15 protein-coding genes are annotated in these 15,912 nt (G+C 68.3%); 5 read left to right on the top strand and 10 right to left on the bottom strand.

The genetic code is table 11. From position 1 onward, the window contains the following. Position 1: 1 nt before the first annotated feature. Positions 2-1,321 (bottom strand): type II toxin-antitoxin system HipA family toxin, encoded by a 1,320-nt coding sequence (locus ACOCMH_RS10360; protein WP_427306892.1) that lies wholly within the window; start codon positions 1,319-1,321, stop codon positions 2-4. Then, positions 1,318-1,605, bottom strand: coding sequence for a helix-turn-helix domain-containing protein (locus tag ACOCMH_RS10355; protein ID WP_427306891.1), 288 nt, complete (start codon positions 1,603-1,605; stop codon positions 1,318-1,320). The genes ACOCMH_RS10360 and ACOCMH_RS10355 overlap by 4 nt, the downstream gene beginning before the upstream one ends. A gap of 302 nt (positions 1,606-1,907) precedes the next feature. Here ACOCMH_RS10355 and imuA point away from each other — a divergent pair, with 302 nt between their 5' ends. From imuA to ACOCMH_RS10330, 5 genes are all read left to right on the top strand, one after another. After that, positions 1,908-2,816 carry a translesion DNA synthesis-associated protein ImuA gene (imuA, locus tag ACOCMH_RS10350; protein ID WP_427306890.1) on the top strand — a complete coding sequence of 303 codons (909 nt, stop codon included), beginning with the start codon at positions 1,908-1,910 and terminating at the stop codon, positions 2,814-2,816. Beyond that, positions 2,749-4,314, top strand: coding sequence for a Y-family DNA polymerase (locus ACOCMH_RS10345; RefSeq protein WP_427306889.1), 1,566 nt, complete (start codon positions 2,749-2,751; stop codon positions 4,312-4,314). Before imuA ends, ACOCMH_RS10345 begins: the two co-directional genes overlap by 68 nt. Beyond that, a complete protein-coding gene (locus ACOCMH_RS10340; RefSeq protein ID WP_427306888.1) occupies positions 4,311-7,766 on the top strand; it encodes an error-prone DNA polymerase in 3,456 nt (1,151 codons plus the stop codon). The genes ACOCMH_RS10345 and ACOCMH_RS10340 overlap by 4 nt, the downstream gene beginning before the upstream one ends. Positions 7,767-8,051: 285 nt before the next feature. Continuing rightward, positions 8,052-9,005: a 5'/3'-nucleotidase SurE gene (locus tag ACOCMH_RS10335; RefSeq protein ID WP_427306887.1), complete on the top strand. Its 954-nt coding sequence runs from the start codon at positions 8,052-8,054 to the stop codon at positions 9,003-9,005. An 11-nt stretch (positions 9,006-9,016) separates the two neighbouring features. Continuing rightward, positions 9,017-9,670, top strand: a complete 654-nt coding sequence (locus ACOCMH_RS10330; RefSeq protein ID WP_427306886.1) for a hypothetical protein — start codon at positions 9,017-9,019, stop codon at positions 9,668-9,670. Between the two features lie 202 nt (positions 9,671-9,872). On the opposite strand, the gene arsB is transcribed toward ACOCMH_RS10330, so the two are convergent. From arsB to ACOCMH_RS10290, 8 genes are all read right to left on the bottom strand, one after another. Then, positions 9,873-10,949, bottom strand: a complete 1,077-nt coding sequence (gene arsB, locus ACOCMH_RS10325) for an ACR3 family arsenite efflux transporter (RefSeq protein WP_427306885.1) — start codon at positions 10,947-10,949, stop codon at positions 9,873-9,875. Positions 10,950-10,951: 2 nt separating this feature from the next. After that, positions 10,952-11,446: an arsenate reductase ArsC gene (locus tag ACOCMH_RS10320; RefSeq protein WP_427306884.1), complete on the bottom strand. Its 495-nt coding sequence runs from the start codon at positions 11,444-11,446 to the stop codon at positions 10,952-10,954. A 104-nt stretch (positions 11,447-11,550) separates the two neighbouring features. Beyond that, positions 11,551-12,033, bottom strand: coding sequence for an ArsI/CadI family heavy metal resistance metalloenzyme (locus ACOCMH_RS10315; RefSeq protein WP_427306883.1), 483 nt, complete (start codon positions 12,031-12,033; stop codon positions 11,551-11,553). Next, a complete protein-coding gene (locus ACOCMH_RS10310) occupies positions 12,030-12,365 on the bottom strand; it encodes an ArsR/SmtB family transcription factor (RefSeq protein WP_427306882.1) in 336 nt (111 codons plus the stop codon). Before ACOCMH_RS10310 ends, ACOCMH_RS10315 begins: the two co-directional genes overlap by 4 nt. Positions 12,366-12,472: 107 nt before the next feature. Beyond that, complete coding sequence (locus tag ACOCMH_RS10305; RefSeq protein ID WP_427306881.1) at positions 12,473-13,801, bottom strand: phosphoribosyltransferase; 1,329 nt, start codon at positions 13,799-13,801, stop codon at positions 12,473-12,475. A gap of 19 nt (positions 13,802-13,820) precedes the next feature. Then, positions 13,821-14,834, bottom strand: coding sequence for a zinc-dependent alcohol dehydrogenase family protein (locus tag ACOCMH_RS10300; RefSeq protein ID WP_427306880.1), 1,014 nt, complete (start codon positions 14,832-14,834; stop codon positions 13,821-13,823). A gap of 26 nt (positions 14,835-14,860) precedes the next feature. After that, on the bottom strand, positions 14,861-15,316 hold the full coding sequence (locus tag ACOCMH_RS10295; protein ID WP_427306879.1) for a universal stress protein: 456 nt from the start codon (positions 15,314-15,316) through the stop codon (positions 14,861-14,863). A 180-nt stretch (positions 15,317-15,496) separates the two neighbouring features. Next, the gene (locus ACOCMH_RS10290) at positions 15,497-15,871 is read right to left on the bottom strand and encodes a VOC family protein (protein ID WP_427306878.1); all 375 of its coding nucleotides are present in this window, start codon (positions 15,869-15,871) and stop codon (positions 15,497-15,499) included. Positions 15,872-15,912: the final 41 nt, after the last annotated feature.

Below are 15,912 nucleotides of genomic sequence, written 5' to 3'. Positions count from 1 at the left end.
GCTACCTGCCTGGCCGGCCGGCCCTGGCCAGCGGCAACGTTCCAAGGCGCCCGGTGACCACCTCGCGGATCGCGCGCGGCGCGTCGAGTTCGTCCAGCAGGCGCGGCCAGCGGGCCTGCGCCAGCGCCACCGCTTCCCTGACCGCGGCGGTGGCAATGCGGCGCGGCACGCCCGCTTTTTCGGCGATGGACTCGTACGTGGCCAGGGTTTCCTTGCGCTGCAGCCGGTCGATTGCGACGTTCTGGCCGTACGAGGCAAAGCCGGGCAACGCGGCCACGCAGACGATGTCGTACGCCGGCGACAGCACCGGCAGCACGCCGTTGGGATAGATCACCGAGAAATTCTTCAGGTGCGCATCGCTGTTGCCGATCAGCGTGTTGACCGCCTGGCGCAGGAAGAACTGCCGCACATGCTCGACCCCGCTCGGGCTCAGGCGGTACAGCGTGGCCACCAGCTGGACGTAGCCGTCGATGCTGGCGTACTTCCTGGCCGGCATCCGGCCCAGCATCTGGCAGCCGTCCTCGGCATGCACACGCCCGGCCGGGGTGCGGTCGAAGCGGTCGACTGCAAGGTAGTGCAGGTGCTCGCCGAGCGATTCGGCAAGTCCCTCCACCGCGATGGTCGACAGCGGCAACACCCGCGTGGCGGCGACATGCACGCCGGCGGCGGCGGCCAGCTGCATCGAGATCGATTCATTGAACACCTGCGCGTCATCGTTCCTGGCCGGCAGCTTGGCGATGATGTCGGACAGCTTGCCGTGGGTCGGCAGCGTATAGCGCTTGCCGTCCTGCACGGTCGACAGGGCCAGCTTGTTCTGCACGCCGGACACCGATGCGGCACCTTGCGTGGCGCCCTCGACCACGGCGATCTCAAGGTTGTCGGCGCCGCCGGTCACGCCATAGGCGCGGGCGTAGGCGGGCAAGGCGCCGATGTCCGCAGGCCGGACCACGACGGCGCCCGGCAGGTCATTGCCGGCCGAGGCCAGGATGCCGAAGTCATCCTTGTCTTCGGGGTGGCTGCGCGTGGCCTCCAGCCGCTTGCGCAGTTCGCCTTCGGGCAGCAGGCCGGCAAAGTAGGGCGGCAGTTCATGGCCGGTGCTGTAGACCGCGGGATGGAAAGGGTTGTCCAGCACTTCGGCGGTAGCCCGGCGCCCGGCTTCGGTCGGCACGGTGATCGACAGGCTCAGCGTAGGGCGGTCGGTGTCGCCGCGGAATTCGTCGGCGGGCACGAACCGGACATTGCCGCCGGCCTCGCACAGGTAGCCGCACAGCCGGTCATATAGCCGAATCTCCAGGAAGCGGGGGTGCAGGGCGTAGCTCATTCCTTGTCCAGGAAGATATCAAGCGCGGCGCGGGCGCTGCGGTCGGGTCCGCTGCCTTTGCCTTCCAGCACCTGACGGACTTCGGCAGACCGCTCGTTGGGTACCAGGACCCACTGCGCGTCCAGCGCGGCTGCCAGCGCTTCCAGGGTGGAAGCGCGGCTGTCCTTCTTGCCGAGCAGGATGGCCGACAGGTTCTGCGCCGCCATGCCGAGAATCCGGCCGAGGTCGCCCAGGCTCTTGCCGCGGGCTTCCCGCAATTGGCGGCATTGTGCGATTAATGACATAGCATTAGCTGCTTAGAAAAAACATACTTTAGAATGATATCTCCCTGAGCCAACCTGCTGCTCCTCATACGATAGAAGCTTTTCAAATAAGGAATCATTCTATTGAATGATAGTACATGAGAGCTTCTATGGCCAAAATCGTGTGTGCCAGAGCGCGCCGGCGCGGCGCCGAGACCTTGCGCTGTGCCTCTGCAGCCACCCCCTTCCGTTAGCCCTTGCCTTGTCCTGGATACTGTATAAATATACAGTTATCGTAAATATCCTAACTCCTCGCCGGTGCCGGCGAGAGATGCCAACTTCACATGACTGCCCCATTGCACGGAACCCCGCCAAGGGCGGCGGAGGGCCTGCTTTTCCCTGCGCCGGCGGCTCCCGAGCCGACCGGGCCTGCCGCGGCCGAGCGCCAGCAGGCGCTGTCGGCGCTCGAGCAGCGCTATCCCGGGCTGTGGCGGGCCGGCCAGCTGGGCCGGGCCGGCGGGGCGGCGGTATGTCCCACCGGCTATGACGCGCTGTCGGCGGAACTGCCCGGCGGCGGCTGGCCGGCCGGCGGCCTGACCGAACTGCTGACCACGCACGGCGGCGCGGGGGAAATGCGCCTGCTGCTGCCGGCCCTGCGCACGCTGGCCGAAGCGGGGCGACGCATCGCGCTGGTGGCGCCGCCTTACCTGCCCAATGCGATGGGGCTGGCCGCGGCCGGGCTGCCGGCGCGGCAGTGCTACTGGGTGCGGCCCCCGGCCGGATCGGCCAAGGCCGCGCAGCAGGCCGACATGCTGTGGGCGGCCGAACAGGTGCTGCGCAGCCAGGCCTTTGGTGGCGTGCTGGTGTGGTTGCCTGCGGCGCGTCCCGAGGCGCTGCGGCGGCTGCAGGTGCTGGCGCAGGCCAGCGACGCGGTGGCCTGGGCGCTGCGACCGGCCGCGGCGCTGCGCGAGTCGTCGCCCGCGGTGCTGCGGCTGCTGCTGGCGCCGCTGCCCGGCAACGTGCTGTCGATCACCTTCCACAAGCGCCGCGGCCCGGTGCGGGACACGCCGCTGCTGCTGCGCCTGGACGGCATGGCGGCGGCCACGCGCACGGCCGCCTGGCCGGTTCCGGCGGGGGCGCCCGCCTTGCCTGAACCGCTGGCTCAGTCTTCTCAGCTTTCTTCCGATGCCGTACTGGATCGCGGTGCACCTGCCGCGCCTGCCCCTGGACGCCCTGCAGCCCAACTGGCCTGAGCTGGCGCCCGCCGAGAGCCTGTCCGCCGCCACCCTGCACCACGCGCTGCCGGTGGCGGTGATGGCGCGCGAGCAGGTGGTGCTGGCCAACGGCCCGGCGATGCAACTCGGCGTGCGCTACGGCATGCGCCGCGGCGGCGTGCAGGCGCTGTCGGCCGATATCGTGCAGCTGGAGCGCGACCTGGCGGCGGAAGCCGCGCTGATGGAAGCGGTGGCGCTGGCCCTGCTGCGTTTCACGCCGGCCGTGAGCGTCGACGAGGAGCCGGAGTCGGCCACGCTGATGCTCGATGTCAGCGCCAGCCTGCGCCTGTTTGGCGGCCACCGCGCGCTGTGCCGCGCGGTGCGTGCCTGCGTGCGCCAGCTCGGCACCATTGCCCAGGTGGGTTCCGGGCCCACCGCGCACGGCGCCGCGTGGCTGGCGCGCCAGCCGCTGCGGCGCACGCGGCGCGGCGTGGTGCGGCCCGCGCGCCGGGCAGTGGGCATGGCGCGCCTGCACCGGCTGCTGGACCGTTTGCCGGTGGAGGCGCTGCACACGCTGGCCGATCCGGCCTGGCTTGACGGCATCGGCTGCCGCACGCTGGGCGAGGTGCGGCGCCTGCCGCGCGCGGGCCTGACGCGCCGGCTGGGCCCGGCGCTGCTGGCGCGGCTGGACCAGGCCTATGGCGAGGCGCCGGCGCGTTTCATCTGGTTTGTGGCGCCGCCCGCGTTTGCCCAACGCATGGACCTGCCGGGCCGCATCGAATCGGCCGAAGGCGTGCTGGCCGGCGCGCAGCGCCTGCTGCTGGCGCTGGCGGGCTGGCTGGCGGTGCAGCAGGCCGGCGTGACGCGCTGCGTGCTGGTGCTGGAGCATGAGCGCTACCGGCGCGGCGTGGCTACCGAAGGCACGCCGGTGCAACTGGGCCTGGCCCAGCCCAGCCGCGACCCCGCGCACCTGTCGCGGCTGCTGCGCGAAAAGCTCGACAAGCTCAGCTTCCATGCCCCCGTGACCGGCCTGGCGCTGCGCGTGGAAGCCATGGCCGCATGCGTGCCGCACAGCGATGCGCTGTTCCCCGAGCCCGGCGGCACCCCGGAAGACCTGGGCCGCCTGCTCGATACGCTGATGGCGCGGCTGGGCCGCGACAACGTACTGCAGCCGCGGCCGCTGGCCGACCACCGGCCCGAGCGCGCCAACCGCTGGTGCCCGGTCGACGAGCCCGGCGCCAACAAGGCCGCCAGCCTGCCAGGCCCGCAGCCGGAGCGCCCGCTGTGGCTGCTGCCGCAACCGTTGCCGCTACCGGTGCAGCGCCACCGGCCCTGCCACGGCGGTCCGCTGGCGCTGCTGAGCCGGCCCGAGCGCATCGAATCCGGCTGGTGGGACGGCGCGCTGGCCACGCGCGATTACTTTATCGCCGAGCGCGCCGACGGCTTGCGCTGCTGGATCTTCCGCGAACGTCCGGGCCATGCCGCGCAGGACGAGGGCGGCGAGTACCGCTGGTTCCTGCATGGGTTGTTCGCATGAGCGCGCCGCCCTTATCCGCCTCGCTGTCCGCGTCGTTGCCGGGCTTGCTGCCGGCGCTGCCGGATTACGTGGAACTGCACTGCATCTCCAACTTCACCTTCCTGACCGGTGCCTCGCACCCGGGCGAGCTGATCGAGCGTGCCTTCGGCCTGGGCTACAGCGGGCTGGCGCTGACCGATGAATGCTCGGTGGCCGGCACCGCGCGCGCGCACGATGCCATCGAGACGCTGCGCAAGCGCCTGCACGACGCGGTCGCGCGCAGCGCTGCACGTAACGAGGAAGGCGGCGAGGCAGGCGTCGATGAACCGCTGCTGGACGACGGCGATGCCTTCGGCGCAGGCGATGACGATCCCGACTTCCACGCCAGCCGCCACCAGCGGCTGCAGGCGCTGGCCCGCGCCGCCGATGCGTTCTCGCTGCTGATCGGCAGCCGCTTCAGCCTGACCCCGGCCGATGGTTCGGCGCAGGCGCCGCTGCGACTGGTGCTGATCGCGCAGCACCGCGAAGGCTTCGGCAACCTGAGCGAGCTGATCACGCTGGGCCGCCGGCGCGCGCAGAAGGGCAGCTACCGGCTCCATCCCGAAGACCTGGCCGCGCCCGCCGCCGACGAAGCGCACCTGCGCGGCATGCCCGGCTGCGTGGCGCTGCTGCTGCCCGACTATTGCGCCGAGCCTGAACGGCTGCTGGCGCAGGCCGAGTGGTGCCGCGCAGTCTTCGGCGAACGCGCCTGGATTGCACTGGAACAGTTGCAGGGCCATGCCGATGCGCTGCACCGCGCGCGCCTGGAAGCGGTCTCAGCGCAGACCGGCGTGCCGCTGGCCGCCGCCGGCGCGGTCACCATGCACGTACGCTCGCGCAAGCCGCTGTCCGACGTGCTGGCCGCGATCCGGCTGGGCCAGCCGCTGGCCGAATGCGGCATGGCGCTGGCGCCCAATGCCGAGCAGCACCTGCGCATGCGTCAGGTGCTGTCGCGGCTGTACCCCCGCGAGGCGCTGGCGCAGACGCTGAAGATTGCCGAGTCCTGCGATTTCTCGCTGGGCATGCTGCGTTACGAGTATCCCGAGGAACTGGTGCCGGCCGGCGAGACGCCGATCTCCTACCTGCGCAAGGAAGTCGAGCGCGGCAAGCGCGAGCGCTTTCCCAATGGCCTCAAGCCGGAGTGGGACAAGCAGCTGGAAGAAGAACTGGAACTGATCGAGGAAAAGCACTACGAGCCGTTCTTTCTCACGGTGCACGACATCGTGCGCTTTGCGCGCTCGCGCGGCATCCTGTGCCAGGGGCGCGGCTCGGCCGCCAATTCGCTGGTGTGCTTCTGCCTGTATGTGACCGAGGTCAGCCCCGAGCAGGCCAACCTGCTGTTCGGCCGCTTCCTGTCGCGCGAGCGCGATGAGCCGCCCGATATCGACGTGGATTTCGAGCACCAGCGGCGCGAAGAGGTGATCCAGTACATCTACGACAAATACGGCCGCCATCGCGCCGCGCTGGCGGCGTCGCTGATCACCTACCGTTCGCGCAGCGCCTTGCGCGACGTGGGCCGCGCGCTGGGCATCGATGCCAGCGTGGTCGAGCAGGTGGTCAAGGGCCAGGCGTGGTGGGACGGCGGGCCGGGCTTTGTCGATAAGATCGCCCGCTACGGGCTCGATCCTGAATCGCCTGCGGTGCAGCAGTGGGCCAGCCTGACCGCGCAGCTGCGCGGTTTTCCGCGCCACCTGTCGCAGCACGTGGGCGGCTTCGTGATCGCGCGGCACAAGCTGTCGCGGCTGGTGCCGATCGAGAATGCGGCGATGGCCGACCGCAGCGTGATCCAGTGGGACAAGGACGACCTGGAATCGCTGGGCCTGCTCAAGGTCGACGTGCTGGCGCTGGGCATGCTGTCGGCGATCCGGCGCGCGCTGGAGATGATCCCCAATCCCAGCGACGACCCGGCGCGCGCGGGGCTGCCCGCGCGCATGGAAGACATCCCGAAGGAAGACAAGCAGACCTACGACATGATCTGCAAGGCCGACACCATCGGCGTGTTCCAGATCGAGTCGCGCGCGCAGCAGTCGATGCTGCCGCGGCTGCAGCCGCGCCAGTACTACGACCTGGTGGTGGAAGTGGCGATCGTGCGGCCCGGCCCGATCCAGGGCGGCATGGTCCATCCTTACCTGAAGCGGCGCGAAGCCTTGCGCCGCACGCAGAAGCTGCCGGTCTACTTTAACCAGGTCATCGAGAAAGTGCTGGGCCGCACGCTGGGCGTGCCGATCTTCCAGGAACAGGTGATGCAGCTGGCGATCGACGCGGCGGGTTTTTCGCCGGGGCAGGCGGACCAGCTGCGGCGCTCGATGGCGGCGTGGCGGCGGCGCGGCGACCTGCGCCGGCACCAGGACGCGCTGGTGCGCGCGCTGACCGGCAACGGCTATCCGGAATCCTTCGCGCTGGCGATCTGCAAGCAGATCGAGGGGTTTGGCGAGTACGGCTTCCCTGAAAGCCATGCGGCCAGCTTTGCCAAGCTGGTGTACGTGAGTTCCTGGCTCAAGTGCCACCACCCGGCGGCCTTCCTGTGCGCGCTGCTGAACAGCCAGCCGATGGGCTTCTATTCGCCCTCGCAACTGGTGCAGGATGCGCGCCGGCATGGCGTGGAAGTGCGGCCGGTGGATGTCACCATCAGCCGCTGGGACAGCACGCTGGAGCCCGCGGAGCCGGACGATGGGGCAGGCGCGCAGGCGCCATCACGCCAGCCGCATCGCCCGCCGCATCCGCGCGTGCGCCTGGGCCTGGGCCGGGTCAAGGGCATGCGCGAAGCCGCCGCGCTGCGCATCGAGGCCGCGCGCGCGCAGCGTCCGTTCGACAGCGTCGAAGACCTGGCGCTGCGCGCTGGCCTGGACCGCCACGACATCGACGTGCTGGCCGCCGCCGACGCGCTGGCACCGCTGGCCGGCAACCGCCGCCAGGCGCGCTGGCAGGCGCGCGCCGCGGCCGCGCATGCCGCGCACCGTGACCTGCTGTATGAAGCGCCGCCCGCGGAAGCCGCCTTGGCGCTGCCCCCGCCGCGCCTGGGCGAAGACGTGACCGCGGACTATGCCAGCCTGGGCCTGTCGCTAAAGTCGCACCCGCTGGCGCTGCTGCGGCACAAGCTGGCCGCCATGCGCTTTGCCACCGCCAGCCAGCTTGAACGCTGCGCCAACGGCCGCCGCGTGCGCGCCTGCGGCATCGTCACCGTGCGCCAGCGCCCGTCCACCGCCAGCGGCACCATCTTTGCCACCATCGAGGACGAGACCGGCAGCATCAACCTGATCCTGTGGCCCGACCTGGTCGAGCGCCAGCGCAAGGAGGTGCTGGGTGCCACGCTGCTGGGCGTGGTTGGCACCTGGCAGCGCCAGGGCGACGTGCGCCACCTGGTGGCCCGGGAACTGGTGGACCTGAGCCCGATGCTGGGGCGGCTGCTGGTGGGGAGCCGGGATTTTCATTGAGCCGCATGGCCGCCAGCCAGCGCATGCGGGGTGCGTAAAGCGGTTTGCGGGCAGGGCTGGTCTATCGCCAGGTCCTTCTGTTGTTCACGCAACTGTCATGCGCCGCGGGTAAGGTAGCGTCCGTCCGCCAGCGGATACACAGGGCGCTGCGCCCGGCCCGCGCCTCCTACACCGGCGCTGCCGGCGCGAGTGTCCGCCAGCCTCACCGGGCTGCCTGAAATACCTTGCCTGCCGCGCGGGGCACGCCCGTCCCGCATTCCTGAACCGCCTCGACATACCATCGACATGAAATCCCGCCTGATCGCCGCGGCCTTGCTGGCCGCCACGGCGAGTCCTGCCTTCGCCCTGAACATCCTGCTCACCAATGACGACGGCCTGACCAGCAACCTGAAGGCGCTGTACGACGCCCTCAAGGGTGCCGGTCACAACGTCATCGTCAGCGTACCCTGCACCGGCCAGAGCGGCCGCGGCGCCGGCATCGTGATGTACAGCACCACGGTCATCGTGCCGGACAACGACAAGACCCAGGTCGAGGCCGAAGGCGGTTGCCACAACGGCGCGGCGAAGACCGGCGAGCCGGCGGTGGGGCCCTTCACCAAGGCGGGCTACACCAACGGCGATTACCACTACGCCCATGGCACGCCGGTGATGGCGACCATGTACGGCCTGGACGTGCTGGCGCCGGCACGCTGGGGCAAGGCCCCGGATCTGGTGCTGTCCGGCCCCAACGAAGGGCAGAACGTCGGCCGCATCGTCAACAGCTCGGGCACCGTCAGCAATGCGCAGTTCGGCGCCGCGCGCGGCATTCCGTCGATCGCCCTGAGCGCGGGTACGGATTCGGTCGACAATGCCGGACTGGCGAGCCCGGTGTCCGGCGTGGTGGCGCAGCTGACCATCAAGCTGGTCAGTTCTCTGCAGGCCAAGGCCAATGGCGGCCCGCTGCTGCCGGCCGGGCTGGCGCTGAACGTCAACTTCCCGAACGCGCCAACGGCCGCCACGCCGTTCGCGTTCTCGCGGCATGGCACTTTCGACGCCTATGCGCTGAAGTTCAACGGCACGGCGCCGTACGGGCTCGGCATCGGCGCCGGCACTGGTACGCCGACCGCCGCGCAGGCCGAGGACGAGTCCGTCGTCTACAAGACCAGGACCGCCGTCACTGCCATGCAGATCGGCTTCGACCAGCGCCCCGCAGGCCAGCAATGGCTGCGCCTGCGCCTGGGTGAACTGTTCGGCCAGTGAGGCAGGTCCCGATGAAACGCCTCTTTTCCCTGTTTCCCCTGGCCACCGTGCTGGCGCTCGCCGCTTGCGGCGGCAACGACGCGCCCGACAACACTGCGCCGCCAGCCGCCGCAACCTTGTCAGTCACCGACTTGGATCCCGGCGCCTACGTCGTCAGCGTAGGCGACGCCGACAACCCGACCGTCGGCAAGTACTACGCCGGCACGGATGGCAGCCGCTACCTGGCGCTCGCCGATGCCGACGACAAGGCCACCACCATCTATCGCCGCGACAAGCACGGCAGCTGGGTCGCCGCACCGGGCGCGGACCCGTCCGCCAGCGTCAGGCTGCTGAGCCAGGCGTCGGTGCCGGCAACCAGCGTCGATCCCGCCAGCGTGGCTGGCACTTACACCACGGTGCTGCCCTCGGGCGCCAGGGCCAGCTTCACGGTCACGGCAGAGGGCAAGATCGCGCCCGGTGCTTCGGCGTGCCAGCTATCGGGAACGCTCGCCGCGCAGGCCATGCCGAATACGCTGCGCCTGCAGCTGTCCACGTCGGCCTGCGGCACGTTGCCCGCCAGCGCCGCAGGGGTGCTGGCCATCGATGCCGACTACCAGCCGGCCGCGTTCCGCCTGCTTGCCGACGATGGCGGCCGCGTGGTGGACCTGTGGGCGTATCGCGACTGAGCCATGTAGCCTGGCGCGCTAGCGCGCCAGGCTACGCCGCGCGGCCAGGTTCATCGGGCGGATGCGAAAGACGTGAGGCCAACGGCCTCGCCCAGCATCGCTGGAACAAGGTGGGCGGCAACTGACGGCGCCACGGCGCTGGCAAGCGGCTCTTCGGCGGCTCGCCAGTCCCGGCGCGCGGCTTGACGCGCAACCCTTTTTCTCAGTGCGCCTTGGCCTCATACCATGACTGCGAGCGGTTGACGAGGTGGACAACCAGCAGCATGATCGGAACTTCGATCAGAACCCCCACCACTGTCGCCAGCGCCGCGCCCGACTGGAAGCCAAACAGGCTGATGGCGGTGGCGACTGCAAGCTCGAAGAAGTTGCTGGCGCCGATCAGGCTGGACGGGCCCGCCACGCAATGGGCCACGCCAAGTTTTCGGTTCAGCAGGTAGGCCAGTCCCGAGTTGAAGAAGACCTGGATCAGGATCGGCACCGCCAGCAGCGCGATCACGAGCGGCTGGTCGATGATGGCCTTGCCCTGGAATGCAAACAGGAGAATCAGCGTAAGGAGCAGCGCAGTGATGGAGTACGGTCCCAGGCGTTGCACGACACGCTGGAAGCAGGCAACGCCATGGCCCAGCAGCATCTTGCGCAGCAGTTGCGACAGGATGACCGGCACCACGATGTACAGGGCCACCGACGTGAGCAGCGTATCCCACGGCACGGTGATCGACGACAGGCCCAGCAGCAGCGCCACCACCGGCGCGAAGGCGACCACCATGATCGCGTCGTTCAGTGCCACCTGGGACAGCGTGAAGTACGGATCGCCCTTGCACAGCTGGCTCCAGACAAAGACCATGGCGGTGCATGGCGCTGCGGCCAGAAGGATGAGGCCGGCCACATAGCTGTCAAGCTGGTCGACCGGCAGCAGCGGCGCGAAGAGATGGCGCACAAAAAGCCAGCCGAGCAGCGCCATGGAGAACGGCTTGACCGCCCAGTTGATGAACAGGGTCACGCCGATGCCCCGCCAGTGCGATTTCACCTGGCCCAGTGCGCCGAAATCAATCTTGATCAGCATGGGGATGATCATCACCCAGATCAGGATGCCCACTGGCAGATTGACCTGCGCGTATGCCATCCGTCCGATCGCCTGGAACGCTCCAGGCAGCCACTGCCCGAGCGCGATACCGGCGACAATGCACAGCGCGACCCAAACGGTCAGATAGCGCTCGAAGAAGCCGATGGCCGGTTTGGCCGCGGGCTGGCTGGTGGCGGCTACGCCTTGTGTCTGCATGTTCAGTTCCCCGCCAGACGCTGAAGCGTCTCCTGCAACTCGGCGTTGCCCATGTCCTCGATCGGCAGCAGCAGCAGTTGCAGCATGCGATAGGCGATCGCCTGCCGCGTCAGCTCGAAGGCCTGGCGCTTCCTTTCATCGCCGCCTTCCGTGTTGGACGGGTCAGGGTAGCCCCAGTGCACCTTCACAGGGCTACCCGGCCAGTACGGGCAGGCTTCTTCGGCCGCGCTGTCGCACACCGTGATCACGACGCGCATGGGCGGCGCATCTTCGCCGACGAACGCGTCCCAGCTTTTGCTGCGGAAGTCACCGACCTCGACGCCGGCGTTCTCGAGGGCCTCGATTGCGAACGGATTGATACGTCCACTCGGGGCGCTTCCGGCGCTGTAGGCGCGCACATCCCGGCCGAGTTGCCTGGCGAGATGATTGAGCATGCCCTCGCCCAGCACGCTACGGGCGGAGTTGTGGGTACAGAGGATCAGTACGTTGGTAGTCATGGGCGTGGCAACAACAAGTTCTGGAGCGTTCCAGTCAGACCAGTGGGCCGAATTGCCGGTGCAGGGAAGAGGACGTGGCAGGGCTTTCCGCTTATGGCGCGCCCTCAGCAGCAAGACGGCGTGGAATTGACCGCGACGCCGATCGGCTTGCCCTTCGGCGCACGGGGCGCGCAACAGGCCGATGGCTGGCCTTCTGCTTCGATCCTTCGGGATTCTCCGTACACGGGCACGTCGCCCAGGGTGTGGAAGTGCTCCCACGCAATGCCCTGCGGGTCCGTCAGCCAGTACTTGTCGCTACGCGCATAGCAGCAGGTGGTTTCGCCCTCATCCTGCAGCTCCATGTCAGCGGCTTCGGCGCGCTGCTTCAACTCAGCCAGTTCTTCGGCGTCGTCCGTCTGAAAGCCGAGGTGGTCAACGCCGGTTTCCGCACCCCGCGCCGAGATGGCGAAGTTCACGCGCGGATCCTCCAGCATCCACTTCGCATAGTCGTCTTTCACCAACGACGGTTCGGCGGCGAAGAGCGCCGAGTAGTAACGGATGCTGGCAGACAGGTCGGCGACGCTGACGTGAACGTGGAAGCGCTTCATGATTTGGGCTCCAGGGCGACGGAACAGGTGGAGACAGGGGAGCACGGATTGCCGCCGCAGCAGTTGTCCGTGAGGTAACCGAGCAAGGCGTTCATGGTCTCGAAACGTGCCATGTAGATGATCGAGCGACCGTCCTGGCGGCTGGACAGCAAGCCAGCGCGGTGCAGCTCTTTCAGATGGAACGATAACGATGACGCCGGCATTTCCATCAGTTCGGCAATCCGGCCGGCCGGCATTCCGGCGGGACCGGCCTGCACCAGCATCCGGAAGACGGAGAGGCGTATTGCATGGGCGAGCGCGGCAAGCGCTTCAAGGGCGTGGTTCGTTTCCATGTTTCGAAGATATTCGAAACATGGAAACCTGTAAAGTGAAGTTTCTGTGACGATTGGTATACCAGGCGCTGGCGATGCCTCTCGACGCCGTCCGGGATAACCGCGGGTTACCGTGCCGCTTCGTGAGCCGGGTAGGGGCGCGATGGCTTCACCAGGTACTGTTCGAACCAGGCCGCCGCGAGTGTCGCAACTTCCTCCAGGGCCTTGCGGTCATCAAATCCGCATCCGCTGGCGTGCACGAACGACAGTTGCCGAGGACAGTGCATTGGCGCGAAGGCCTGATAGTGAAGCCGGACGCTTTCCGGGTTGCCGCTTGCGCACATCAGCAAGGTGGGTGTGTCCAGCCTCTGCAGAAAGGCGCTGCCGGTCAGGTCGATTCGCCCTGCCACGCAGGCGACCGCACCCGGTCGTGCCGGGTGGTCCGCCGCCACGCGCAAGGCAGCCGCGGCAGCGGTGCCAGCACTGAACAAGCCAGCCGGCAGGCTTGCGAACGGCGTGCTGGCGCGCAGGAAGCTCAGGATCCGGGCCAATCTTTTCGTGAGCTCATCGACCTCTGAATCCGGCGCGTCGTCGACACGGCGGTCGGGCTGGAGGTCTACCAGCATCGTGGCGAAGCCTCTTGTCCGCAGCTTGCGTGCCAGGTAATGGCTACGGGCGGCGCGTCGTTGGGCGCCACCGGCATGCACCATGACCGCGACACCGACGGGATTGGGACCGCATTCCAGCATGGCCCGCAGAGGCGTCGCCCAGTAGGGAATCAGCATTGCCTGGGTCAGCGATGGCACGCTCGCCGCCGCACCCGGGCCGGCGGGGCCTGGAGCCTGCGCCGACGTCATCCCAGTCAACGCGCGGACGCGGTCATCGCTGACCAGCTGGAACTCGTGATAGTAGTGCGCAAGGCTTGCGATGTGATCCGGCGTGTCCAGGCACAGGACTTCATCGGCCAGCGCGCGTACCTGGTCCAGCCCGGCCCGGGTGGCGATCGGCACGGCGCAAATGAGCCGGGCAGGGCGCTGCTTGCGAAGGCGGGCGAGCGCGGCATACATCGTCGCGCCGCTCACCAGGCCGTCATCGACAACGATCACCACGCGGCCGGCAGGGTCCGCCGGTTTGCGAACCGGCGTATAGACTGCGCGCTGCCTGCAAAGCTGGTCGAAATGGATACCGCGCAGGCCGCCACCGGTGCTGCAGGCATCGGTTTCGTTCGTGCGCCATGTCTTGCCAGTATCGTCCAGCGCCACGCCGGCAGCGATCCGGCGTGCCATCACCAGGTCGAAGTCAGCACCCAAGGCGTCGGCCACCACGCGCCCGACCGGCACGCCGCCGCACGGTAGCGCCAGGACCAGCGCACCCGTGCCCTGATAGGCGCGTAACGCCGAGGCGAGTTCCGCGCCGGCATGCTCTCGAGACTGGAAGCGGGACTGGTATCGGCTCATCGCAATGCCTGGCGGCGATCTATGAAAGGATTCTCAGGACGGCGGCACCGGCAAGGCGGCCTTCGCGCAGGTCGGCCAGTGCCTCGTTGGCTTGCTCCAGCGGATAGACGGTGGTGTGCGTCACCAGTGTGGTTCGCGCGGCAATATCCATGAGCGCGCGGCCGTCCTCGCGCGTGAGGTTGGCGACCGAGCACAGGCGCCTTTCTTCCCAGAGCAACCGGTAAGGCATGCTTGGCACGTCGCTCATGTGAATCCCGCCGCAGACCACGACGCCGCCCTTGTCCACGGCGCGCAGCGCTTTGGGAATCAGTGTCCCGACCGGGGCAAAGATCAGCGCCGCGTCCAGCGGAACGGGTGACTCCAGGTCGCTCGAACCGGCCCAGCAAGCACCGGTCTGATAGGCGAGTTGCTGGGCGCCAGTATCGCCTGTGCGGGTGAAGGCGTAGATTTCGCGTCCTTGCGCCACCGCGATCTGCGTCACCAGGTGCGCGGCGGCGCCGAACCCGTATATGCCGATACGGCGTGCATGACTGGCAGCGCCCGCCATCCGCAGCGTGCGATAGCCGATCAGGCCGGCGCAAAGCAGTGGCGCGGCGTGCTCGTCATCGTAGCCGGACGGGAGCCGGAAACAGAAGGCGCCGTCGGCAACGGCAAACTCGGCGTAGCCGCCATCGCGGGTATAGCCCGTGAACAGCGGCGCGCCGCAAAGATTCTCGCGATGCCTCAGGCAGTAGCGGCAAGCGCCGCAGGCATGTCCAAGCCATGGCACGCCTACGCGGTCGCCGGGCCTGAGGTCGGTGACCCCCGTGCCGCACGCGTCCACCCGGCCGACGATCTCATGACCCGGTATGAGTGCCGGCTTGGGCCGGCGCAGGTCACCGTCGACGATATGCAAGTCGGTCCGGCATACGCCGCAGGCCGTTACGGCAATGCGGACTTCGCCGGGGCCGGGGTCTGGAACGGGCACCTCACGAAGGCGCAGCGGCAAGCCTGCGCCCTCGAAGACCATCGCTCGCATGGTTGCGTGGGGCATGGCGTGTTGTGCCGGGCCGGGCCGGGCTAGCCTTCGATCTCGCTACGGACCAGCAGCACGGGCTTGTTCGTTTTGGCGAGCACGCCTTCCGACACGCTGCCCATCAGCAGGCGCCGTACGCCGCGGCGGCCGTGCGTGCCAAGCACGATCAGGTCCGCGTTCCAGGCATCGGCGTCAGCAACAATGGTTGACGAGATCTTGCCCGGCCCCACCGGCTTTTCGTCCAGTTGCACCAGATTCCGCACGCCCGCCTCGCTGAGCCTGGCAGAAGCCGCATCCAGCGCCTTTTTGCCATGCGTGATGAGACTGTCCACCAGTTCCTTGGGGTTGAAGTAACTGGCCTCGAAGAAGACATCGCTGTCGTCCACCACGAACAAGGCCTTGACCTCGGCGCCGGTTGCCTTGGCGATGATGACGGCCTGGCTGAGGGCGAGGTCCGACGAACGGCTGCCATCGACGGCGAGCAGGATGCGCTGGTACATGATGAGTCTCCTGGCGAAAGGGTGGAATCCACGTGGCGATGCGCTGCCTTCAGGGTAGATGCCCGCGTGGGTACGCGTTTGATGTGCATCAATCCGACGCCGCGGCGCAGGCGCCGCCTTGATTCCAACCAGGAGCGGGGTGATGGCAACCAGACTCTGGTCCCGCTTTCAAAGGAAGGGTCACGACCCCGGTGCGTGACAGACCACCTCGATATTGTGCCCGTCAGGACCAATGACGAACGCCGCATAGTAGTTCGCGTGGTAGTGCGGCCGCAGACCCGGTCCACCATGGTCCCTGGCGCCCGCTGACAGCGCTGCGCGATAGAACGCGTCTACCTGCTGCCGGGTCTCGGCGGTAAACGCCAGGTGCAGATGCGCAGGCTTCTCTCCGGTCTCGAACAGGCACAACGATGCCTTGCCCTGCGCGCTCAGCTCGACACCGTAGGCCGGCGGTCCCTCCGCCACGATGGCTACGCCGAGCGGTTCCAGCGCCTTGAGGAAGAACGCCTTGCTCGCTGCATAGTCGCTGACGCCGAATTTGACGTGGTCAAACATGGGTTCTCCCGAAGCGGGGTATGCCTGCGTTGTCCCTCGGC

This window comes from Cupriavidus sp. H39 (assembly GCF_050271075.1).
GTDB lineage: Bacteria > Pseudomonadota > Gammaproteobacteria > Burkholderiales > Burkholderiaceae > Cupriavidus > Cupriavidus necator_B.
The sequence above is the reverse complement of the archived record's forward strand: the minus strand, read 5'-3'. Positions and strand labels throughout refer to the sequence as shown.